This is a genomic window from Endozoicomonas sp. 2B-B (genome assembly GCF_053470045.1).
In genome coordinates this window covers 5,033,613-5,057,281 of sequence record NZ_JBLZMU010000001.1, presented here as the reverse complement: position 1 = coordinate 5,057,281, position 23,669 = coordinate 5,033,613, and the positions used below count along the sequence as shown (strand labels likewise).

Sequence of the window (23,669 nt, the reverse complement as noted above, 5' to 3'; positions counted from 1 at the left end):
TTCTGGAGAGGTATGCATTCCCACGCAGCCACAGGGCCTAAAAGCGTGAGAACGCGTTGTTGGAGTTTTGTACTGGTTTCTGATATCAAAGTTCGTCGCGGGTATTTTTACCTTTATCAAACTCGTGATCAGCCAGTGCTGCTTTCATAGCTGTGGAGGCGGCCTCAGGCGCCGCAGTCCCTGACTCAAATAAGGCACCCAGAGTGTAGGAGTAAGGAATACTTTCTGCGTGGGAGAATGACCATTTGGGCACATTTTCCTTGAAGTATTTCTCCCAGCTATTGTCGAACATCTTCATGGTGCGATCCCGGCGTTCACGGAACTGCAGATAGTTTTCGTGTCGAGTCCAGCCATACATCGTGTTATTTGCTTTAACGCGGTTTGCGTACTCTTCATCGGTTTCACTATAGCGTTGAGGTGTGGCAATGGCGGTACGTTTCACATATTCATCCTGGGTTTCACCGCCGCCGCGCCAGCGATTAATCCTGTCAAGGCTACGGCCCAGAGGTCCACCCAGCCATTGAGTGAGCATCTTGTTGTCGTTCATAAAGAAGTCGAAAGTGAGACCCGACGCCAGAGCGAAGCCGAAGGTTTGAGCATAGGTGAAACCGGATAGAAGTCCGTGGGCGTATGCTCCGACAGTGGCCACCGGACCCAGCACCAGACCAGCTGTGGCAGAGGCCAGCGTTTTTACTTTTTGTGGTGTCACACTGTTTAGCAGCGGTACCTGAACCCCTTGTCCGGAACCCATGGATTTCACTATTTCCGGCACCAGACGGGAAAGGCTGCGATAGCTGCGGGGGTTGGCATTGTACTGTCTGGTAAACAGCGCAGAGCCGGTTTTCAACAGAATGACTGAAGAAGCGGCTTTGCCCAGTGGCATGGCCAGCCCGCCCACTTCAGAGATTTGTTCAATGCCGCTGTGATAGGCATATTGGCCGGTTCGGTCAAGATCAACACCGTAGCGTTCCAGCCAGTGCTGGAAAGGTGTGAGCATTCTGTGCAGGTAATCACCTCTGTTGGTCAGATCCAGAAGATAGAGGAATGACATGTTTGCAAGGGACAGTTGGGCAGCCTGCCAGTCGCTATGAGTTGCCAGAAGAGGTTTGTAGCTGGAGTAGTACCAGGTGACAGCCTGTACCAGGAAGGCTGAAGGTTTGACCCAGTAATCATTGAGTTTCTGCTCAACCGCTGCGGAGTGAGCCTGCATCAATGTGTGATGGACAATCCTGATCAGCTCTGATTCAGACATCCCGACAGCATTGGCATAGGGTGTCAGGGTATCCTGAATATTGCTCAGGAAGGCTGCCGTCCTGCGGCCATTGTCAAAGGCAATATCATCAAGAACGTAGTTGGCGATGACAGCCGCTGCGTACTCTGTCATACCGGTAACCGATTCTTTCATCCCCGCCGGGCCAGTTGCAGTCACGGATACAGGAGTAAAGGCACTCTGTATGAGTTCTTCAACACCCTGGTCGGACAGCATCTGGACAACGGCTTTGAAGTCAGACACCCTGATGCCGTGTTTGTGGCCAAGGAAGTGTTCAAATTCATCCACTGTCTGATAGCCATCAACACCTTTGACAGCTTTCATGTAATTCTCAAGCTCAATCTTGCTGATCAGACCTTCACGCAGCAGAGCAATGATCTTGTTACCGCTGGCAGAACGGGTAGCGAAGTATTCCGAGAAGCTTTTCAGGTCCTTTGATTCTTGCTCGACGTAGTGAATGCCTGCTAAGCCCATGCCGCGAATTTCGACGTCGTATTGTCGGGCCCCGGCTTCTAAGTGCATCCTGGCCCTGTCCGTCAGAATCTCGATTTCTTTCAGCACATTCCGGGGTTGATCTTCTACAGACCCGGATGGGGATTCCGGGAAGGTGGCCTTCAGGTCATTGAAAATTTCCACAATCCGACCGGCCTGTTCAAACGTCAGTTTGTCTCCGATCATTGCCTGCAGGTGAATGGCTGCAAATTCATCGTTAAAATCGAAACTCGTAAAGAATGGTATTGCCTTGCCACGCTCTATCGCTGCTTCTGTCAGGCCAATTGCGGCTTCCAGAGCTCGTTTTTTGAGAGGGTGCTGCTTCGTGAATTTGTGGATGGCGTTCAGAACTTTTTCCTGATCCGGGGAGTACTGGAAGGGACCGCCATCACCTATGACGGCTTTTTCTGCAGTATTCAGGGCTTCCTTCAGTTTCACAATGTCTGCTTTTTGGGTTTCAATTTCACCTTCCAGGCGAGCCTGTTCCTGAATCTCTGCCAGTGATCCGAGGTCATCTTTTATCCGGGTGTTCAGATTTTTTGCGGCAGCTTCGTCGTTTTCATCCGGAACAGGGTGAACGTCATTGGCAATCATAACGGCCAATTTTTTGCGTGGAAGATCATTCAGCTTACGATGAAGCCATTCCAGCTTGGTTTCAGCTGCCAGTATTGCTCGCCTGGCCATGGCAACATCACGATCAAGAACGTAGCGGGGTTTAGGTCCCAGGCGAGCCATTTGCCTGTCAAGCGCATCATCGATAGCTGCGATACGCTCATTAACGTCAAGCTGGACCGCTTTGAAAAATTCTGCCTCCAGCTGCTCAAGTTTTGCCTCAATCAGACTATTTTGTTCGTCTATACCGGCATCATCTCCATAGTCCTTAATATCAAGTTGCTCAGCAATTTTATTGTTTTTGATCCTTCTGACACCTTCATCGTCATGGATTTCGTTTACTTCTACCCTTAATTTCTGAATTCTGCTTCTCAGTGCGTACTGTTTAGACAGTTTTGAATCGTCGTCATAAAACTCTATCTGCAGATCAGTGGCCAGTTTGGCCAGGAAAGTTTTGCCTCTTGCTTTTGCAGCAGGGTTTTTATCAGGATCGATATTGAGCTCTTTCTCCAGAGCAACAAGGTACTCTGCCTGTTTTTCTATGGCTCGCTTATCCGATTCTTTGACTATAAAGATAAGACGATCACGAATACATAAGAGTCTGAGATCCATTCTCACCTGCTCCAGATTTTCCCGCGACCTGTCAATTTCCGGCCAGAGGTTCATGTCCATCTGATCCAGCTGATAATTGGAGATATCACCATCATCAAGCCTTGTAAGAACGCTCTTCAGTCTTGCTGCCTTGTGATCATCTTCATCGGCTTTGATGTTGAGTAAGTTTTCCAGATAACTCAGTGTCATCAGGGCCTTATTCTCTGAGTGCTTTCTGGCTTCTCTGATGAATGCCCTCATGTCTGCAGAAATGTACAGGCGACGCAAATACACATCTTGCTCCTTAGTGAGGCGTTCATTCTTCAGTACTTTTTCTGCGGCACGAAGTGTTCTCAATACTTCAGACATGGCTTTTGGATGGCCTGGTGTTCTGATGTCTTCCAGTTCTTGTTCCAGCTCTCCAAGCTGGGAGAGCTTGTCATGAACTATTAACTCCAGGGCGGCACGATCTTCAGGAACCTGATCTAAACCAATAACCGCTGCCAGAGCATCTTTTCTGGCCAGGGTGTAAGAATGCTCTATATCCTGTTGATTGGCCATTGCATAAAGTTGTTGACGCAGATCTTGCTCCCGGGCATTTATTTCCTCAAATTTTTGAATCAGGAGTTCTTGTTGAACGTCAATATTTGCATGGCTATCAAAACCCTCAATGTTTGAATGTTCAGCAATGGTTGCAAAGCGGGCTTTTATTTCAGCTTCTTTTTCAGCGCTTGTCCCAGTGCTCTGTTGCTGAAGAAGTTGCTGAAGATTTTGCTGAAGATGTTGCTTTTGTTGAGTGATCCGGGCTAACCGCTGCTTAATGTCTCGTTTAACGGATTTATGAAGGACTTCCGGTTCATTGTCTGAAGTAAAATCGTACCAGCTTGCAATGGCAGGCAGTTTTTTCTTTAATTTTTCTTCCTGATAGTGTGCTGTTGAGGCAATGGAAGCTGTTGCAAACGGCGTTGCGCTGACGGGTGTTGAGGCAATGGAAGCTGTTGCAAGCGGCATTGCGCTAACGGGTGTTGAGACAATAGAAGCCGTTGCAACTGGCATTGCGCTAACGGGTGTTGGGGCAATCGAAGCTGTCGCAACCGGCGTTGCGCTAACCGGTCTTGAGGCAATGGATTTTACGGTAACCGATATACCGGCAACATCTCCATAGTCCTCTTCTCTGGTATCAGGGAATTGTGGTTTCCGTTTTGAAAGAAGCAGATCCTGTTGAAGATTTAGTTTCTTGAGTTCTTGAAGCAGATGTTTTTGTTGATCGCCAATATCTGCATTGCTATCAAAATTCTCAATGTTTAAATGTGCGGCAATGGTTGCATAGCGGGCTTTGATTTCAGCTTCTATTTCAGCCTCTGTGCCTATGCTCTGTTGCTGAAGAAACTGCTGTTGTTGAGCGATTTGGGCATTCTGCTCCCCAAGGTGTTGCCTAATGGTCTGACAGCGAACTTCCGGGTCTCTTTCGATACCAGGGGTCAGGCCGAGCTGACCTTCAATCCAGGCCAGTTTATTCTTGACTTCGCTAAAATCGGCTAATTCTGCATGTTTTTGCTGCAGGTACTGTTGCACAAACTGACAGCGGGCAAGCAGATCATTTTCGTCGTCTGGAGTAATATTGTGCCTGCTTTCAATGGCCGCCAGAGTTTCTTTGAAAGCTTCTTGCGGAGTTTGTGCGGTTGCGGCATTCGTTGTGGTCACCGATAATGTTGCAGTCACCAATGATGTTGCGATAACCGGTGTTGGGGCAATCGTTGTCGGGGTCATTGATGATGCGGTAATCTGAGCTACGGTCGCCGGTTGCTTGAGACCACGAATTTTCTGTCTAATGAGGCTGTCTTGTTGTTCCAGTGGCTGGGTATCATCCCAGTCATCAATTTCGAGCGCTGCTGCCAACTGAATGTTGTAATTTTTTCTGTTTTCCTCCATTGACTCAGGGGCTTCTTTTTTCGGTATTGAAATTCGATTAACTTCATCCTGAAGAAACTTTAGCCAGTTTCTCCGTTTTGCCAGTTCTTCCTGGTTCTCAACATGTTGCAGATAAGCCCTGCGTGACTCCTTCTGAATGCCCTGATGCAGGCTCAGGAGGCGGACTTCAGGGTCATCTTCGTTTTCCGGAACCAGGCCGAGTTTATTTTCAAAGAAAGTCAGTCTTTCCAGAATTTCCGGATAGGGTAGTTCTTCGTTTTGTTCCAGGCGCTGTCGCCGTGGAGTGAAATGAAGGGCAGCCGGATCTTCTTCATCGACCGAAGTAATGCCGCGCTTTTGGCTAATGGTCGGCGGTTTTGCTTTTACAGCTTCTTCATCAGACTGTCCTGTTGTGGCAACCGATGGTTTTATTTCATTAATTTTTTCTCTAATGAGCCTGGCTTGTTCTTCGGATGACTGGCTATCATCCCAGTCATCCATACCAAGCTCTGCTGCCAGTTGCGCGTTGCGAACTTTTGTGGCATCGGCTCTGGCAGTGAGTATTTGTTGTTCCAGCTCTGAGATTCGTTTGTCTTCCTGTTGGTGTTGATTCTGAAAAGGTTGTTGAGCAGTCTCTGTTACCTGCTGCTTCAGGTGTTGCTGAATGGCCTGGTGACGAGCTTTAAGGTCATCATTGTTTTCCGGAACCAGACCGAGATGACTTTCAAAGGCAGTCAGTTTTTCCCGAACTTCCTCATCGGCCAGTTCGGTGTTTCCTTGCAGCCGCTTTTGAATGAGCAGAAGGGTGGCCGGATTGTTTTTATTGACCGAAGCAATCCCACGCCTGCCACTAATGGCCGCAGGTTCTGTCGTTACAGCTTCTTCATCAGGCTGACCTGTTGCGGCCATTGATCTGTATATGTCATTAATTTTTTCTTCTATGAGTCTGTGTTGTTCTTCGAGTGGCAGGAGTTCATTCCAGTCATCAATACCAAGCCTTGCTGCTGTATGAGCGTAATTAGCCTGCCTGGCAATTCTCCTGACAGTAAGAATTTGCTTTTGCAGCTCTGGAACCATATCGGCTTTCTGCACAAGCTTCTCTAACTGGTTTTCCTCTCCTATCTGCATGGCCGACGGTTCCGCCTCTATAGTTTCTTCATCAGACTGAGCTGTTGTGACAACCGATGGTTTCATTTCATTAACTTTTTCTCTAATGAGCCTGGCTTGTTCTTCGGGTGACTGGGTATCATCCCAGTCCTCCATACCAAGCTCTGCGGCCAGTTGAGCGTTGCGAACTTTTGTGGCAACTGCTCTGGCAGTGAGTACTTGTCGTTTCAGCTCTGAAATTCGTTTGTCTTCCTGTTGCTGTTGATTCTGAAAAGGTTGTTGAACGATCTCGGTTATCTGCTGCTTGAGGTGCTGTTGAATGGTCCGGTGACGGGCTTTGAGGTCATCATTGTTTTCCGGAACCAGGCCGAGATGATCTTCGAAGATAGTCAGTTTTTCCCGAACTTCCTCATCGGTCAGTTTGGTGTTTCCTTGCAGCCGCTGTTGAATGAGCAGAAGGGTGGCCGGATTGTTTTTATTGACCGAAGCAATCCCACGCCTGCCACTAATGGCCGCTGGCTCTCCCGTTGCGGCTTCTTCATCAGGCTGACCTGTTGCGGCCATTGATCTGTATATATCATTAATTTCTTCTTCTATGAGTCTTTGTTGTTCTTCGAGTGGCAGGGTATCGTCCCAGTCATGAATACCAAGCCTTGCTGCTGTATGAGCGTAGTTAGTGTTCCTGGCAATTCTCCTGACAGTAAGAAGTTGCTTTTGCAGCTCTGGGACCGTATCGGCTTTATGCACAAGTTTCTCTACTCCAGTCTTCAGAAGCTTCTCCAACCGGTTTTTCCGTTCTTTCAGCTCTCTTTGATTGACATCAAATGCCTTTTGTTCAAGGTGCTTCAGAATGTTCTGGTGACGGGCTTCCAGGTCCTCTTCTTTATTCGGGACCAAGCCGAGCTGGTCTTCCAGGTCAGACAGTTTTTCCTGAAAGTCCTCGTCGGGTTGTTCCGGATTTTGTTGCCGCTGCTCGTGGGTGATCAGAAGGGGTTGTTGAACAATCTCGGGTGCCTGCTGCTTGAGGTGTTGCTGAATGGCCCGATGACGGGCTTCAAGGTCATCATTGTTTTCCGGAACCAGGCCGAGATGACTTTCAAAGATAGTCAGTTTTTCCTGCACTTCCTCATCGGATAGTTTGGTGTTTTGTTGCAGCTCCTTTTGAATGAACAGAAGGATCGCCGGATTGTTTTTATTGACCGAAGCAATAACACGCCTGCCACCAATGGCCGCCGGTTCTGCTGTTACAGTTTCTTCATCAGGATGGCCTGTTGCGGCCATTGATCTGTATATGTCATTAATTTTTTCTTCTATGAGTCTGCGTTGTTCTTCGAGTGGCCGGGCTTCATCCCAGTCATCAATACCAAGCTTTGCTGCTCTCTGGGCGCAGCGAATTTTTCTGGCATATCTCTTGACAGTAAGAAGTTCCTTTTCCAGCTCTGGAACCCTACCGGCTTTCTGCACAAGTTTCTCTAACTGGTTTTCCTCTCCTATCTGCAGAAGCATCTCTAAGCGTTTTTTTCGTTCTTTCTGCTCTCGTTGATAGGCATCAAATGTCTTTTGCTCAAGGTGTTTCAGAATGTTCTGATGACGGGCTTCCAGGTCCTCTTCTTTATTCGGGACCAAGCCGAGCTGGTCTTCCAGGTTAGACAGTTTTTCCCGAAAGTCCTCGTCGGGTTGTTCCGGATTTTGTTGCAGCTGCTCGCGGGTGAGCATAAGGGTTTGCAGCTGGTCTTCACTGACCAAAATAATGCGACGTTTGTTGCCAGTGCCCGGCGGTTTTGCTTTTACAGTTTCTTCATCAGGCTCTTCTGTTGCGGCAACCGATGGTTTGATTGCCTGAATTTTTTTTCTGATGAGTCTGGCTTGTTCTTCCAGTGGCAGGGTATCGTCCCAGTTCTCAATACCAAGCTCTGCTGCCGTTTGAGCGTTGCGGTCTTTTGTGGCATCTGTTCTGGCATCATGAACCTTTTGTTCCAGCTCTGGAATTCGTTTGGCTTCCTGCTGAAGTTTCTGTAACTGGTTTTTCTGTTCTTCCTGCTCCTGTTGATCCTGAAAAAGTTGTTGAGCGGACTCGCGCCCCATCTGCCTGAGAAGTTCGAGAATGCTACGGAAGCGGGCTATAAGGTCTTCTTTGTTATCCGCTGTCAGGCCGAGCTTATCTTCTGCCATAGCCAGTGCCTGTTGAGCCCCCTTAAAGGCTGGCTCTGACTTTTGTAGCAACTGCTCGTAAATGGAACTGAAGCGGGCATCCAGATCGTCTTTATCGGCCGGAGTAATTTGGAAAATGGTTTCAATGGCTGCCATTTCCATACGTATAGCCTGTTTATAAAAATCAGCTTTTCCTGTTGCCGCCACCATTTGGTTGATTTCATCAATTTTATTTATGATTATTCTGGCTTGTTCTTCGGTTGGCTGGGTATAATCCCAGTTCTCAATACCAAGCTCCTTTGCCAGTTGACTGTTGTATACTTTTGAGGCGTCTGCCCTGGCATCAAGAACTTGTTTTTCCAATGCCGGAATTCGTTCGACTTCCTGCTGCAGTTTCTGTGACCGGTTTCGCAGTTCTTCCAGCGCTTTACGACTCTGCGCAAGCTCATCTTCAGCCTTCTGCGCAAGCTCATGTTTGAGTTCAAGGGCTCTGAGTTTTTCCTTTGCATTGTCCTCCAGGTGTTTTAGAAGCCTGTTGTACTCGCCTTCTTTTGTCCGCAGCGCCTCTATTTTGTTATAGGTATTAATCATCTGCGCTGACATGCCTTTCACGACTTTGGCAGCAAACTCTTCATCTCCATCGACCTGCACTTTGTGGATAACTCTGATAAAGGGTATCAATTCCTCCATACTCTGAATAAAGCGCTGGTCAGTCAGAAGAGTTTTCATTGCGCTACGGAAACCGAAGTGTCTTACCAGTTGATAATGTATCCAGGTTGGCGTGAGGACTGATGAAGTGACTTTGAGATGTTCTAATGTGAGTTCAAATTCATCCGTTCTATAAGGCCTGGCGCTGTATAATGCCTGCCGGAGAGATTCATAGTATGCAAGCGAAGTCAGTTTATCCTTGCTGAATTCAGTATTGCCCTGGGCAGCCAACTCCTCCAGCAGTGCCCACTGCCTGCTTCGAATAACATGCTGGTAGCTTTTGACCTTATATGTTTTAACCTTTGTTGTTGCGTGAGTGAGGCCATCAGGCTCAGCTTCTGCCAGAAGTTTATAGAGGTTTTCTACAAAAGCGACATCGGCTGGATTCAGTTTCTGACTATAGAAGACAATAGTATCTTCCAGAGTATGACTGGGTACCAGCTTTGGATAACCCGAAGGCGCAGGGTAAACCCTTGTGGAATCTTCTCTTTGCATAACATATCCGACGGGTTTGCTCAGTGCCAGCAGTCTATCAAGAGCTTCCTGTTGCAACTCCTCTTTCAGGACATGAACCTGGATGTAGGCCGAGGTGGCTGCGGCCAGAAGCGCTTCATCATTGACAAAGAGCGATTGAGTAAGGCGGTTCAGTTCAGGGGGTTGATCGCCCGAAGCGATGAGACGCATAAACGTTCGCCCATTCACTTCAACGGGTTCTACTTTAATGGTGGCGAGGGCAACATAGTAGTTGCTTGTGCCGAGGTCTCCTGCTCTGTCATCGGCACCTTCCAGGACTGCATGCAGTTGTTCGGGTCTGGCTATTTTCGTTGAGGGTTCTAATGACGGTTTGACCGTTAATTGATCACGAACAGCGTCAACGGTCTCCTGGTCGGTCATTCCGGCTCTGACTTCAATGATCAGTTTCGTTTCTTCAAGGCTATGGGTGAACCTGAAGACTTCCTCATCGCCTACCTTCAGGACTTTGGTGTATTTCTGAGCAATGTCATTCTCGCCTGTTTCAAACAGATCAACACTGGTGACGTCAGCACTAACGGCAGAAAGAATGTCTGTAAAACCCTCAGAGGGAACCGCATAGCCTTCTCTGTCTTGAGTCTGATCAAGGTAAGTAGTGGTAAAGGATTTGGGTATTGGTTGCTGGTCACCCGCTAAAGTTGGCTGAACACTGACCAGACTCTGTGTAAACGACAAATGTCCTTCGTTAGAGATATCAAGAGATTTTGTCTGCAGCTTGCGCTCGGTTATTGCCTGTGTACTGATGATGGAAGAGCTGAGGGCAATGGCTACTGCAAGGCTTAATGCATTGGGGCGGGCATTTGTCATTCTACTACCTCAGAGTTGGTACTTTGATTACATTGAAAAGTGTTTGCCACACCTGGCGAGGAAACAGCTTACAAAGGCTCTTGGCTGTCAATCGCTCATGGCTGTTCCGGTAAGCTGTTGAGAGAATTTAGTTCACAGTGGCAAATCCGCTAGCTGTTAAGCGAATTTAATTCACGTGGCAAAGTTCAATGCCAGTGAAATTACAACTCGTTCCTACGCTCTGCGTGGGAATGCATACCTCCCCCAACCGGTGCTGCTTTCACGGTTGCGGAAGGTTGCTCAGGCTCTGCGGTCCCCGACTCAAAAAAGGCACCCAGAGTGTAGGAATAAGGAATACTTTCTGCATGGGAGAACGACCATTTGGGCACATTTTCCCTGAAGTATTTCTCCCAGCTATTCTCGAACAGTTTCATGGTTCGATCACGGCGTTCACGGAACTGCAGGTAGTTTTCGTGTCGAGTCCAGCCATACACAGTGTCGTCTGTCTTAACGCGGCTTGCGTACTCTTCTTCGGTTTCACTATAGCGTTGAGGTGTCGCAATGGTCGTACGTTTCAGATATTCATCCTGGGTTTCACCGACGCCGCGCCAGCGATTAATCCTGTCAAGGCTACGACCCAGAGGTCCACCCAGCCATTGAGTGAGCATCTTGTTGTCGTTCATGAAGAAGTCGAAAGTGAGACCGGACGCCAGAGCAAAGCCAAAGGTTTGAGCATAGGTGAACCCGGATATAAGACCCTGGGCGTATGCTCCGACAGTGGCTACCGGACCCAGCACCAGACCGGCTGTGGCAGAGGCCAGCGTTTTTACTTTTTGTGGTCTCACCCTGTTCAGCAGCGGTACCTGAACCCCTTGCGCGGAACCCATGGATTTCACTATTTCCGGCACCAGACGGGAAATGCTGCGATACCTGTGTGGGTTGGCATTGTACTGTCTGGCAAACAGCGCAGAGCCGGTTTTTAACAGAATGACTGATGAAGCGGCTTTGCCCAGTGGCATGGCCAGTCCGCCCACTTCAGAGATTTGTTCAATGCCGCAGTGATAGGCATATTGGCCGGTTCGGTCAAGGTCAACGCCGTAGCGTTCCAGCCAGTGCTGGAAAGGTGTGAGCATTCTGTGCAGATAATCACCCCTGTTGGTCAGGTCCAGCAGATAGAGGAACGACATGTTTGAGAGGGATAGCTCGGCAGCCCGCCGAGCGTTAGTGCTCACCAGCAGTGGTTTGTAGCTGGAGTAATACCAGGTGACAGCCTGTACCAGGAAGGCTGAAGGTTTGATCCAGTAATCCGACAGCTGCCGCTCAACCGCCGCAGCATGAGCCTGCATCAATGTGTCATGGACAATCTTGATCAGGTCTGATTCAGACATCCCGACAGCATTGGCGTAGGGGGTCAGGGTCTCCTGAGCATTGGCCAGAAACGCTGCCGTCCTGCGGCCATTGTCAAAGGCAATATCATCAAGAACGTAGTTGGCGATGACTGCAGCTGCGTACTCTGTCATGCCGACAACCGACTCTTTCATACCTGCCGGGCCAGTTGCAGTAGCGGCTACAGGAGTGAAGGCACTCTGCATGAATTCCTCAGCACCCTGATCCGACAGCATCTGGACAACTTTCCTGAACTCAGTCATATGGATGCCGTGTTTGTAGCCAAGGAAGTGTTCAAATTCATCCACTGTCTGATGACCATCGACAACTCTGACAGCTTTCATGTAGTTCTCAAGTTCAATTTTGCTGATCAGACCTTCCCGCAGTAGAGCCATTATCCTGTTACCGCTGGCAGAATGGGCCTCGAAGTATTCCGAGAAGTCTTTCAGGTCCTTTGGTTCATGCCCGACGAAGTGAATGGCTCTTCTGCCCATGCTGTGAATTTCGTCGTCGTATTGTTTAGCCCCGGTTTTCATCTCATTCCAGGCTCTGTCTGCCAGAGCCTGGACTTGTTCAATGACATTCTGAGGCTGATCTTCCAGAGGCTCGGCAGGGAAGCTCGTTTTCAGATTTTTGAAGACTTCCACAATCTGACCGGCCCGATCAAATGTCAGATCGTCCCTCACCAGCGCCTGCAGGCCAAGTGGTGCAAATTCATCGTCAAAATCGAAAGTCGCAAGGTTGGGTATTGTCTTACCGGTGTTGATTGCTGACTCTACCTGACCCAGTGCAGCATCCAGAGACTGTTGCTTTTTAGCCACGGCAGGAGGCCGATCTTCCATAGGTACGACAGGGGTGAGCGGAAAAATCTTCTTCAGGTTCTTGAAGACTTCTACAATCCGACTGGCCTGATTAAACGTCAGTTCGTCTCCGGCCAGTGCCTGCAAGCGAATCGGTGCAAATTCATCGTCAAAATCGAAAGTCGTAAGGTCTGGTATTACCTTACCGCTGTTTAATGCTGATTCTGCCAGACCCAGTGCGGCATCCAGAGCCTGTTGTTTGAGAGAGTGCTGCTGCGTGAAGGTGCCCATATCGGCCAGAACGTTGGCTTGTCTCGGCGAGAACTGGAATGGACCGACGTTATTTTCGATGGCTTCCTCTGCTGTCCTCAGGACTTCATCCATTCTTTCCAGCCAACTTTCACTTTTTTGTATTGCTTGTCTGGCTCTGGCTAGCTCACGTTCAAGAACATATCGGGGTTTGGGTCCCAGCCGGGCCATTTGCCTGTCAAGTTCATTCTCAATGCCGGCGATACGATCATTAACCTCAGGTTGATCCTCATTGATCATTTCTTTGTCCAGCTGTCGGAGTTTTGTTGCAATCACACTGTTCTGGTTTTCGATAGGGTCATCTGCTTTATAATCCTCAATGTTGAGTTGCTGAGCTATTTCATTGTTCCAGGCTCTTCTGGCAGCTTCATCGTCGAAGAGTGCCTCTGATTTTTCGATTAATTCCTGAATGTTGGTTCTCAGGGTATTTTTCTGATCAGACAGGTCGTCATCCATGTCAAATGCTGCATGCAGATCTTTTGCCAGTTTGTCAGTGAAACTATTGCCTCTTTTTTTAGCAGCAGAGTTTTCGCTAATGTCGATGTTCAGCCTGTCCTCTAACGTTTTTAGTATCGCTTTTTGTTGTCTTATGGCTCGCTCATTCGCGTCTTTCAGTGCCTCTCCCTCTGCCTGTTGACTGACTTTTGTGATGTATCTCTGAATTTCCCCGGAAATGGCTTCACGACGGTAGTACAAATCGTCCTCTCTACCGAGGATATTCATCGCCAGGGCTTTTTCCACGGCAGTCAGTTTTTCAATGACTTCAGGCATGGCTTCTGGGTCAACGGGTGTTCTGATGTCTTTCTCCGTTATGAGCTTTAACTGCTTTCTGACCTGGATGAGTTCGCCTTTTGTTGCCAGATTCTCTGCCAGTGAGCTTTCCCATTCAATCAGCTGTTGGGTCATATCGCTCAGGACTTTGGACAGAAACGGGTCGTCGTTGCGAAGGGCATTTCTTTGTGAGGCGTCAACAGAGGGTAGATGATTCAGAATACTCTTAACAAAATGCTGTTCAGTCAGACTATCTCTGAGCATGGGTTTGAAGCTGAAGTATTTTGCCAGTTGAATCTGCTGCCAGGTTGGCGTAATGGCTAATGAAGTGAGCCTGATGTGTTCCAGTGTGAGCCCAAATTGATTCGTTCGAGCCGCTGCAGCAGGAGTGGCACTGACCAATGCCTGCTGAAGAAATTCATAGTATCCAAATGCATGCATCGCCTCCCTGTCTTCGTTTGTCATCGTCGGCGGTTGGTCATTGTTAAATCCACCCGTGTCGTGCAATAACCTCCTCCAGCAGAGCCATCTGCTTGCTTCGTATGACGTACTGGTAGCTTCTGACTTTTATGACCAGTTCGTTTTCTGCAAGGTTATGGGTAAACCTGAAGATGCCATCGTCACCCATTTTCAGGACTTTGGTGTATTTCTGAGCAACGTCATTCTCGTCTGTTGCAAACACATCAACAACAGAAACGTCCTCAAGAGCGTCAGCAAGAGCTTCCGTAAAGCCCACAGAATTAAAGTGATGGCTAAACCTGTCAGGAGGCTGAGCAGGGTAGGTGATGGATTTGGGTATTGGTTGCTGGTCATCCCCTGAAGTTGGCTGAACCCTGACCTCACTCAGGGTCATCTCCACATGTCCATTGCCCGGTATATTGGCAGCTTTTATCTGCAACTTGCGATCGGCCAGTGCCTGTGAACTAATGATGGAAGAACTGATTGCAACGGCCACTGCAAGACTTAATGCATTGGGGCGGGCATTTGTCATTCTACTACCTTATAGCTGAGTATTTTTATTACTGTGGCAAGTGACTTACACCTTGGGCGGTGAAACGGCTGCTAATTGCTCATGGCTGTTAATCGCTCATGGCTGTTTCGATAAGCCGTTGAGAGAATCTAGTTCATTGCGGCAAATCCGGTAAGCTTATCCCTTTCATCAGAGTTCGTTGCGGGTGTTCTTATTTTTATCTGGATCGAACTTCTCAACGTCATGATCAGTTGCTGCCGCCTTCCGATCGTAGAAGACACCCAGGGTGTAAGAGTAGGGAATACTTTGTGCGTGGGAGAATGACCATTTAGGCACATTGTCCCTAAAGTATTTCTCCCAGCTTTTCTCAGACAGTTTCATGGTGCGATCACGGCGTTCACGGAACTGCAGGTAATTCTCGTGCCGCGTCCAGCCATGCACCGTGTTTTTTGCATTAACACGGTTTACATACTCTTCATCGGTTTCATTGAAGCGTTGAGGTAAAGCAATTGCCTTGGGTTTCGCGCACTTATTTCGCGTTTTTATCGCGCATCTCCAGCGCTTCACATTGTCAAGACTGCGGCCCACAGGTCCACCCAGCCACTGAGTGAGCATCTTGTTGTCGTTCATAAAGAAGTCGAAAGTGAGACTCGACGCCAGGGCCAATCCGAAGGTTTGAGCATAGGTGAATCCGGATATAAGGCCGTGGGCGTATGCTCCCACAGTAGCTACCGGACCCAGCACCAGAGCGGCTGCGGCAGAGGCCAGCGTTTTTACTTTTTCGGGTGTTACCCTGTTTAGCAGCGGTACCTGAACCCCTTGTCCGGAACCCATGGATTTCACTATTTCGGGCACCAGACGGGAAAGGCTGCGATAGCTGTGTGGGTTGGCATTGTATTGTCTGGCAAACAGCATAGAGCCGGTTTGCAGCAGAATGACTGAAGAAGCGGCCTTGCCCAGGGGCATGGCCAGTCCGCCCACTTCAGAGATTTGTTCAATGCTGGTGTGGGAGGCATATTGCCGTCTTCGGTCAAGGTCAACACCGTAATGTTCCAGCCAGTGCTGGAAAGGTGTCAGCATCCGGTGCAGGTAATCACCCCGGTGGGTCAGATCCAGAAGATAGAGGTACCACATGTTTGTCAGGGACAGCCTGGCAGCCTCCAGAGCGGTACGGGTCACCAATAGAGGTTTGTAGCTGGAGAAGTACCAGGTGACAGCCTGTACCAGAGAGGCTGAAGGTTTGACCCAGTAATCAGTCAGCTGGTGCTCAAGGGCTGCAGCATGTGCCTGCATCAGTGTATCATTGAGAGCCATGATCAGGTCTGATTCAGACAGGCCAGCGGCATTGGCATAAGGTGTCAGGGTATTCTGAACATGGGTCAGAAATGCAGCCGTCCTGCGGCCATTGTCAAAGGCAATATCGTCAAGAACGTAGTTGGCGATGACAGCAGCTGCGAACTCTTTCATACCAGCAACCGACTCTTTCATACCTGCCGGGCCCGTTGCAGTGACGGTGACAGGAGTAAAGGCAATCTGCATAAATTCCTCAGCACCCTTGTCGGACAGCATCAGGATAACGGCATTCAAGTGAGGCAGATTGACGCCGTGTTTATAGCCAAGGAAGTGCTCAAATTCTTCCACTGTCTGATAACCATCGACACCTCTGACGGCCTTCATGTGGTTCTCAAGTTCAACCTTGCTGATCAGACCTTCACGAACCAGAGCTGTGATCCTGTTACTACTGGCATAACGGTTAGCGAAGTATTCCGGGAAGCCTTCCTGGTCCTTTGCTTCATGCTCGACGAAGTGCATGGCTATTTCGCCCATGCCGCTAATGACTTGGTCGTATTCTTGAGCCCCGTTTTGCAGCTCATCCCGGGCATCGTTCACCAGCCACTGAATTTTTGTCAGGACTATCGGAGGCTGAAATTCTAAAGGCTCAGGGTGAGCCGGAAAGTTATGGAGGGCCGGAAAGGTCTTCTTCAGGCTCCTGAAGACTTTCACAATCCGATTGGCCTGACCAACTGCCAGACCGTCTCCGACCAGTCCCTGCAGGTGAAAAGGCGCAAGTTCATCGTCAAAATTGAACGTCGTGAACTGGAGTTTTGGCTTACCGCTTTTCACTGCTAATTCTGTCAGACCTATGGCGGCTTCAAGCGCTTGTCTCTTGAGAGTGTGCTGCTGCATGAAGTCTTGTATACGGGTCAGAACTCTTACCTGTCTGGGCGTAAACTGAAAGAGACCGCCATCATTTTCCACGGCTTGCTCTGCAACATTCAGGTCTTCCTTCATTCTTGCAATGTCTGCTTCCCTGGTTTTAATCTCACCTTCCAGGCGGGCCTGTTCCTGAGTCAGTTGCTGGATTTTGCCGCCGTTACCATCATGCCCGCCCAGTTCTGCCTGATGGTTTCTCAGGGCATTAACCCGTTGTTCACTGCTGTCAGTAAAGTCAGGTTTAAGACCCATGGCTTCTTCAATAGCGTTAAGAGCTGCCTTATGATAATCCCTCAGAACCTCTTGTGCTTTTGAAACGGCATCACTTTTTTGCTTCAGGGCTAAATCCAGGCGAGCTATTTCGTTCTCTTGTAAGGCTTTAGCCTTCTCATCAATATTTTCAGAATGGATCATCTCCTGTTTTTTAAGATCCAGGTGTTCTTGTGCATTCCTCTCTTCATGCCGTGCATAGGTCACTTCCATACTTTTTTTGTGGTGCTCATGCAGGAATTCCGTAATTTGAGCGTACTTTTTCCTGATGAGAGGCAGTTCCCCCAAGGTTTCATCGAATTGATCAGTTTCGTCCCCGCCAGAAGTCTGTACGTTGGCTCTAATGGTAATAGCGCTATCAGCCTCATCCCGTAAATCAAATATAACTGGTTTGCGAGCCAGACCTCTCAGTTTGCGATGAACCTCTGTAAGCTCACTTTCAGCTTTTTGTAGTACCCGTCTGGCGACGGCTAGCTCACGATCAAGGACGAATCGGGGTTTAGGTCCCAGGCGGGCCATATGCTTGTCAAGCTCATTTTCAATAGCTGTGATACGCTCATTGATGTCAGGCTGGCCCGCATTGAGAAGTTCTTTTTCCAGCTGTCGGAGTTTTGTTTCAATCACACTGTTCTGGTTTTCGATAGAGGCATCTTCTTGATAATCCTCAATGTTAAGTTGATGAGCTATTTTATTGTTCCAGGCTCTTCTGGCAGCTTCATCGTCGTAGAGAGCGTCTGATTTTTCGATTAATTCCTGAATTTTGGTTCTCAGGATATCTTTCTGATCAGACAGGTCGTCATCCATGTCAAATGCTACATCCAGAACTTTTGCCAGTTTGACAGTGAAAGTCTTGCCTCTTTCTTTAACAGCAGAGCTTTTGCTCATGTCGATGTTCAGCTTGTCCTCTATGGCGGCAAGCAAACTTGCCTGTTTTTCTATGGTTTGCTTATCCAGGGACGAATCTTCGACTCTATATTCGAGAATTGCCCGAAGCTTGCTGAGATTGAGATCCCTCTCGTTCAGAGCTGTGCTGTCATCTTTCCAGAGGGTCTGACTTATCTGATCCAGCATAGCTTCTGAGACATCGTCGTCGTAAAGCAGGCTGCAAACCCGGGCAATTCTTGCTGCTTTGTCATTCTCTTCATTGAGTTTGATGTTGAGTATTTTTTCTACGGCTGGCAGCAGATCGGTCCCTTGTTCTCCGGCTGGCATATCCGGGTCAGGGTCTTCCAGTTTATAGTGAAGGTGAGCAAGAAGCCTGTTACGTTTGATATCTTTAGCGTCTGGATGAATTTTTCTTTCATGCATCCAGAGGATGATATCTATCCCATCCAGTATCTCATTCAGTACCTCATTTGAGAGATCAACCTTGTCAAGTATTATAAAAATTCTGGCGAGCCTTTTTTCTATGCCATCCTCTTTACTGACTTTCATATTGGAGGTTTCTTCCAAGGCTGTCAGTATGTCCAGGTTCTCTTGCTCTGTCAGCGACGTATCTTCTCTGATTCCTGTTGTTTTATCATTCTTGTCATTGACCTGGAGGTTGAGCTTTTCTTCTGCGACTTCCAGTACGTCCAGGGCCTTTTCTTCTGCCAGTTGTCTGTGGTCTCTGATGTACATCTGTAGGTTGTTTGAAATGTACTGGCGACGAAGATACACATCGTCATCTTGAGTAAGGCCCATCATCTCAAGGGCTTTTTCCACAGCTCTCAGTGTCTCAAGTATTTTCGGAACCGCTACAGAATCTTCCTCAGTCTGTCCTGCTGGTGGCTGGGTTTCGTCCAGGTTTTCAATACCAGGCTCTGTTGCCAGTTCAGTGTTGCGGGCCTTTATGACTTCTGCTCTGACATTAGCAACTTCTTGTTCCAGCTCCGGGATTCGTGCAACTTCCTCCCGAAGTTTCCGTATTTGTTTTTGCTGTTCTTCCATTGCATTAACAAGCTGATCAAGCTCCTTATCAGCCAGCTGCTTAAATTGAAGTGCTATGCGCTTTTGCCTTTCACTTTTAATGGCTTTCTCCGATGTGAGCTTTAACTGATTTCTAACCCGGGTGAGTTCGATTTCATTTTGCAGCAGCTCTTGCAGCTTGTTTTCCCTCTCAATCAGTTGTCTGGCTATGTCGCTCAAGACTCTGGAAGCAAAAAGTTCTCCTTCGTGAGAAACATCGGTCTTTAATACATAGGCAGCGGGTAAAAGGTTCAGAAAATTTTGAACAAAATGCTGGTTAGTCAGAAGATCTCTCAGTGCGGGTTTGAAGCTGAAGTGTTTTGCGAGTTGATTATGCATCCAGGCTGGCGTAATGAGAGACGCAGCGACTCTGAAGTGTTCTATTGAAAAATTAAATTCATCTGCCTGATCTGCAGTAGCACTGGTCAATGCTTGCTGGAGAGTTTCATAGAATGCAAGCACAAGTGTCGCCACCTGATCTTCCAATGCAAACCTCATCGGTTGAGCTTTGTTTACTGTAATATCGAGCCGCGCAACTAACTTCTCCAGCAGTTCCATCTGCCTGCTGCGAATAACGTACTGGTAGTTTTTGACTTTGTCTTTTTTAATCTGTGTTGATAATTCAGTAACGGGGGGATTAGCATCAGCTTTATCCACGATGTCAAAGAGTCCTTCCACAAAAGCGATATCGGTTGGATTCTGCTTCTGGCCATGGAAAACAACAATCTCTCCCGGAGCCTCAGTCACTTGCAGTTTTGGATAACCTGCAGGTACAGGATAAGTCTGCGTATCATCCCCAGTGTGTACTACATAGCCGACGGGTTTATGGTATGAAAACAGCTTATTCAGTACTTCCTGTTGCAGACCCTCACCCAGAACGTGAACCTGGACATAGGCAGAGGTGGCTGCTGCTAAAAGCACTTCATCATTGACGAAAAGCGATTGACCCAGACGTTGCAGTTCAGGAGGCTGGTCGCCTGCAGCAATAAGACGCATGAAGGTGCGCCCGTTCACCTCCACTTCTCCTGCTTGAAGAGTGGCAAGGACAGCATAGTCATCAACTTCGCCCAGGTTTCCTGCTCTTTCATTCGCCCCTTTCAGAACTGCCGCCAGATGTTCGGGGCTGGCAACTTTCGTTAACGGTTCTAATATCCGGTTGTCGTCTAATCGAGCGTGTACAGCTGCAATGGAATCCTGATGGGTCATTTTGTCTCTGACCTCAATGACCAGTCGTTCCTCTGCAAGGTTGTGAGTGAACTTGAAGATCCCTTCATTACCAACCTTGAGGACTTTGGTGTATTTCCGGGCAACGTCATTCTTGTCTGTTTCAAACAGATCAACAGTGGAAACACCTCCGTCGATGCCCGAAAGAACGTCTGTGAATCCTTCAGAGGGAACGTCATAGCCAGCTCTGGCCTGAGTCTGATCGGGGTAGGTGGTTGTGCAGGATTTGGGTATTGGCTGCAGGTCATCACCCAAGGTTGGCTGAACCATGACCTCACTATGGGTAAACTCCGCATGTCCAGTGCCGGTAATATCGACAGATTTTGTCTGCAGCCTTCGCTCGGCCAATGCTTGTGAAGCAATAATAGAAGAACTGATTGCAACGGTTACAGCAAGGCTTAATACATTGGGGCGAGTGTTTGTCATTCTATTACCTCAGGGCAGAGTACTTCCACTACCGTATATAGTGATTGCCAAACCGGGCGAGAAAGCGACTTCTAATTAATCATGGCTGTTAATCGCTTGTTAGAGCAGCTTCAGGTTCTTTTACCAGAGAAACCTATGTGGTCTCAGAAGGAAACGTTAAGCCTGGAACCATCACCGGTGTTTCATGGGGCACTGGTTCAGTATTGCTGGTCATTACTTGACGTGTAATTAATTCACCGGGGATTTCGCACTTGCCTCACTTCTGATCAGTTTCAGGCTGAGCGCCTGAGGCGGTCGTTAAAAAGCCTGGTTGAGAGATACCTTTGTTATCATGAACAGGAGCTTTCTTATTATCGCCCTTTTACCACTTGTAGAAGGCTCCAAGAGTGTAGGAGTAAAGAATACTTTCTGCATGGGAAAATGACCGTTCAGGCCTATTTTTCAACTCGTTCTCGTGCTCTGCGCGGGAATGCATACCTCCCCTGAAAAACTGACTCTACCCGACACCACTCCAACCAAGGCAAACTCGCCAGAAAGTGATACTCTGGAAGGACAACGATCACAACAACAGCCACTGACGGAAGCCGCCGGATGAAGCTTGAGTCCCTGACAATCAAAAACTACAAGGTTTTTCAGCATGTGGAGCTGAAAAAACTGCCCGGCATGTGCGTGTTTGTCGGCGCCAATGGCAGCGGTAAAACCACCCTGTTTGATGTGTTTGGTTTTCTCAGGGATGCCCTGCACGGTAATGTCCGCACCGCCCTTCAGAAACGGGGCGGGTTTCGGGAAGTCGCCACCCGTGGTGGTATTGATCAGCCTATCGAGTTTACCCTGCAGTTTCGCTTACCCATTGGCGGCGTTGATCGACTGGTGACTTATCTGTTGGAAATTCGACAGGACAAAGGTCGGCCTATTGTTGCCCGGGAGGTACTCCGTTATAAGCGGGGCAGTCAGGGTTCACCGTTTCATTTTCTGGATTTCCGGAGAGGTCGCGGTTACGCCATTCTCAATGAAGAAGACTTTAATAAAGCCGATTCAGAGCTGGAACGGGAAGAGCAGACGCTGGATAGTCCGGATATTCTGGCCGTAAAAGGACTCGGGCAATTTCAGCGATTCCGGGCGGCCAATGCCTTTCGCCAGCTTATTGAAAACTGGCATGTCTCCGATTTTCATATCAGCGATGCCCGCCAGGCACGGGACGCTGGCTATGCAGAGCATTTATCGCCCCGAGGGGAAAATGCCGCGCTGGTGGCCCAGTACCTCTACGAGCAACCCCCGGATATTTTCCAGCATGTACTGGATAAAATGAAACAGCGGGTGCCGGGAGTTGAAGATGTACAGGCAGTAGAAACTGACGATGGGCGCATTGTCCTGAAATTTCAGGATGGCAGCTTTAAAGACCCGTTTGTGGCTCGTTATGTCTCCGATGGCACCATCAAGATGTTCGCTTATTTGCTGTTGCTGAACGACCCGTCGCCCCATCCATTGCTCTGTGTCGAGGAGCCGGAAAACCAGCTCTACCCTAGCCTGTTGGTGGAGCTGGCGGAGGAGTTTTGCAGTTATGCCGAACAGGGTGGCCAGGTAACGATTGTTTCTGCCACAAGGCAAAAGCCTTCAATGCATCGTCCCGGCACAAAAAGGCCTTTTTGCTCAGCTTCTCCAGATCACGGGCCTCTTTCAATGACTGCTTTTGCATCTTTCGGGACAGTGTTTTCCGTTCACTAAGTCCGCGCTTTTTGTTGAGATACAAGTCGCTAACACCAGCGTCGTACAAACTGTCGTGAGCCTGACCAAGTACCTTGTCGTTCAAGTGTTCAGCCTGTGTACCTTCCCCGATAAGGCGGTCAATCGGCTTATCCTCAAAAAACTCAGGGAGCATGTACAGAGTTTGCCCCGTAAAGCCCAAGCCATTGATGATCATTGCGACTACAGCTTGTCCAATAGTGACATTACGAACATCGGAGTCATTTGTGATACGGGCATCAATGTATTCGGCTATCTTTAACTCCCGACACGTAGCGGCACCCAAGCCAAGGTGGTTGAGGTTCTTAGACTGGTATTGGGCTTGAGGCTTGTTGGTGTACCTGAATGTCTGTTTATTTCTTTGACAACAGATTTTAGGCAGATATCAATCGGTGTGGTGAAAGGCAGATACAAATGTACTACCATTGCTTTTTTTGTATCCAACCCACACTACTTATTGACCAACACAGATGTTCTTCTTGTATGTGGCATTGCTCGCTACCCTCTCCCCATGGACACTGGAAGCCGATCCCTGTCCTATTTGTTTAGCTCACTTCCATGACCGTTATGTAGCGCCTGTGGTCGTCAAAACCCAATGTTGCGGCCATCGCTTCGATCTGGACTGTATTTCGAGGTGTTTTGTTGATCAGCCCATCGGCTCACGTCGCTGCGCAATGTGTCGGAAAGACCCGATGCCTGTGGTGAATGAGAACACCAGTGAATCTCACCCGGATACATTTTTCCCCGATTGGACATTTTATGATGCCTGTTCTGACGGGGATTTGGATCAGGTGGAGAAGTCACTGGCAGAAGGTGTCAATGTTAATGCCGTTATGAATAATGGTCTCACTGCCTTGATGTTGGCATCCCGCGAGGGGCAAACTGACGTCGTCGAACGTCTGGTCAACGCCAGCGCAGACGTCAACACTGCTCGGGATGAGGATGGCGCCACCCCGCTGTTCTTAGCTGCTGTGACTGGCTATATCGACTGTGTAAAAATACTGATCAACGCCGAGGTGGATCCCAACATCCCTCGGACTTCGGATGGCGCCACCCCACTGTTCGCCGCCGCTGCGAAAGGCAATACCGAATGCGTGGAACTCCTGATCAACGCCGGGACGGATCTCAACATCCCTCGGACTTCGGATGGCGACACCCCTCTGTTCATAGCTGCTCAACAAAATAACATCGATTGCGTGAGACTCCTGATCAAGGCTGGGGCGGATCTCAACGCCGCCTTGTCGGATGGCACCACCCCGCTGTCCGTCGCAACTGAAATGGGCAACAATGACTGCGCGGAAGCCCTTACCGAGGCCGGGGCGGCGAAGGGAACAAATGAAGGGTATTGTATTATCCTGTAAACACGGCTTTCAGGCGTTCCCATCTTCTGAGCTTTTGAGATGGGAATTTTATGGATGTCCTTATTTTTCTGTTTGGATGTCCTTATTTT

6 protein-coding genes and 2 pseudogenes are annotated in these 23,669 nt (G+C 48.6%); 3 read left to right on the top strand and 5 right to left on the bottom strand.

Annotated elements, in window-relative coordinates; all coding sequences use genetic code 11:
• Nucleotides 1-85: 85 nt before the first annotated feature.
• The 4 genes from ACOMHB_RS18960 to ACOMHB_RS18945 all read right to left on the bottom strand — a co-directional run bounded on the left by ACOMHB_RS18960 (nt 86) and on the right by ACOMHB_RS18945 (nt 20,476).
• Nucleotides 86-10,180, bottom strand: coding sequence for a hypothetical protein (locus ACOMHB_RS18960; RefSeq protein WP_448217791.1), 10,095 nt, complete (start codon nt 10,178-10,180; stop codon nt 86-88).
• Between the two features lie 200 nt (nt 10,181-10,380).
• Nucleotides 10,381-13,932: a hypothetical protein gene (locus ACOMHB_RS18955; protein WP_448217790.1), complete on the bottom strand. Its 3,552-nt coding sequence runs from the start codon at nt 13,930-13,932 to the stop codon at nt 10,381-10,383.
• A complete protein-coding gene (locus ACOMHB_RS18950) occupies nt 13,910-14,416 on the bottom strand; it encodes a hypothetical protein (RefSeq protein ID WP_448217789.1) in 507 nt (168 codons plus the stop codon). Before ACOMHB_RS18950 ends, ACOMHB_RS18955 begins: the two co-directional genes overlap by 23 nt.
• A gap of 168 nt (nt 14,417-14,584) precedes the next feature.
• The gene (locus tag ACOMHB_RS18945; protein ID WP_448217788.1) at nt 14,585-20,476 is read right to left on the bottom strand and encodes a coiled-coil domain-containing protein; all 5,892 of its coding nucleotides are present in this window, start codon (nt 20,474-20,476) and stop codon (nt 14,585-14,587) included.
• Between the two features lie 469 nt (nt 20,477-20,945).
• Here ACOMHB_RS18945 and ACOMHB_RS18940 point away from each other — a divergent pair, with 469 nt between their 5' ends.
• Together ACOMHB_RS18940 and ACOMHB_RS18935 are read left to right on the top strand one after the other, a co-directional pair.
• Nucleotides 20,946-21,071, top strand: coding sequence for a hypothetical protein (locus ACOMHB_RS18940; protein WP_448217787.1), 126 nt, complete (start codon nt 20,946-20,948; stop codon nt 21,069-21,071).
• Nucleotides 21,068-22,009, top strand: a pseudogene (locus ACOMHB_RS18935) (AAA family ATPase); the annotation flags it as partial. The gene ACOMHB_RS18940 and the pseudogene ACOMHB_RS18935, both read left to right, overlap by 4 nt.
• A 49-nt stretch (nt 22,010-22,058) precedes the next feature.
• Here ACOMHB_RS18935 and ACOMHB_RS18930 read toward each other — a convergent pair.
• A pseudogene (locus ACOMHB_RS18930) lies at nt 22,059-22,592 on the bottom strand (DUF4277 domain-containing protein); the annotation flags it as partial.
• 97 nt (nt 22,593-22,689) lie between these two features.
• Between ACOMHB_RS18930 and ACOMHB_RS18925 the strand changes: the two are divergent.
• Nucleotides 22,690-23,580: an ankyrin repeat domain-containing protein gene (locus tag ACOMHB_RS18925; protein WP_448217786.1), complete on the top strand. Its 891-nt coding sequence runs from the start codon at nt 22,690-22,692 to the stop codon at nt 23,578-23,580.
• Nucleotides 23,581-23,669: the final 89 nt, after the last annotated feature.

What these genes read in the sequence shown, in the direction of transcription:
- ACOMHB_RS18960 (WP_448217791.1), bottom strand. Translation starts at nt 10,180, where the DNA reads ATGACAAATGCCCGCCCCAATGCATTAAGCCTTGCAGTAGCCATTGCC.
- ACOMHB_RS18950 (WP_448217789.1), bottom strand. Translation starts at nt 14,416, where the DNA reads ATGACAAATGCCCGCCCCAATGCATTAAGTCTTGCAGTGGCCGTTGCA.
- ACOMHB_RS18945 (WP_448217788.1), bottom strand. Translation starts at nt 20,476, where the DNA reads ATGACAAACACTCGCCCCAATGTATTAAGCCTTGCTGTAACCGTTGCA.
- ACOMHB_RS18940 (WP_448217787.1), top strand. Translation starts at nt 20,946, where the DNA reads ATGCATACCTCCCCTGAAAAACTGACTCTACCCGACACCACTCCAACC.
- ACOMHB_RS18925 (WP_448217786.1), top strand. Translation starts at nt 22,690, where the DNA reads ATGTTCTTCTTGTATGTGGCATTGCTCGCTACCCTCTCCCCATGGACA.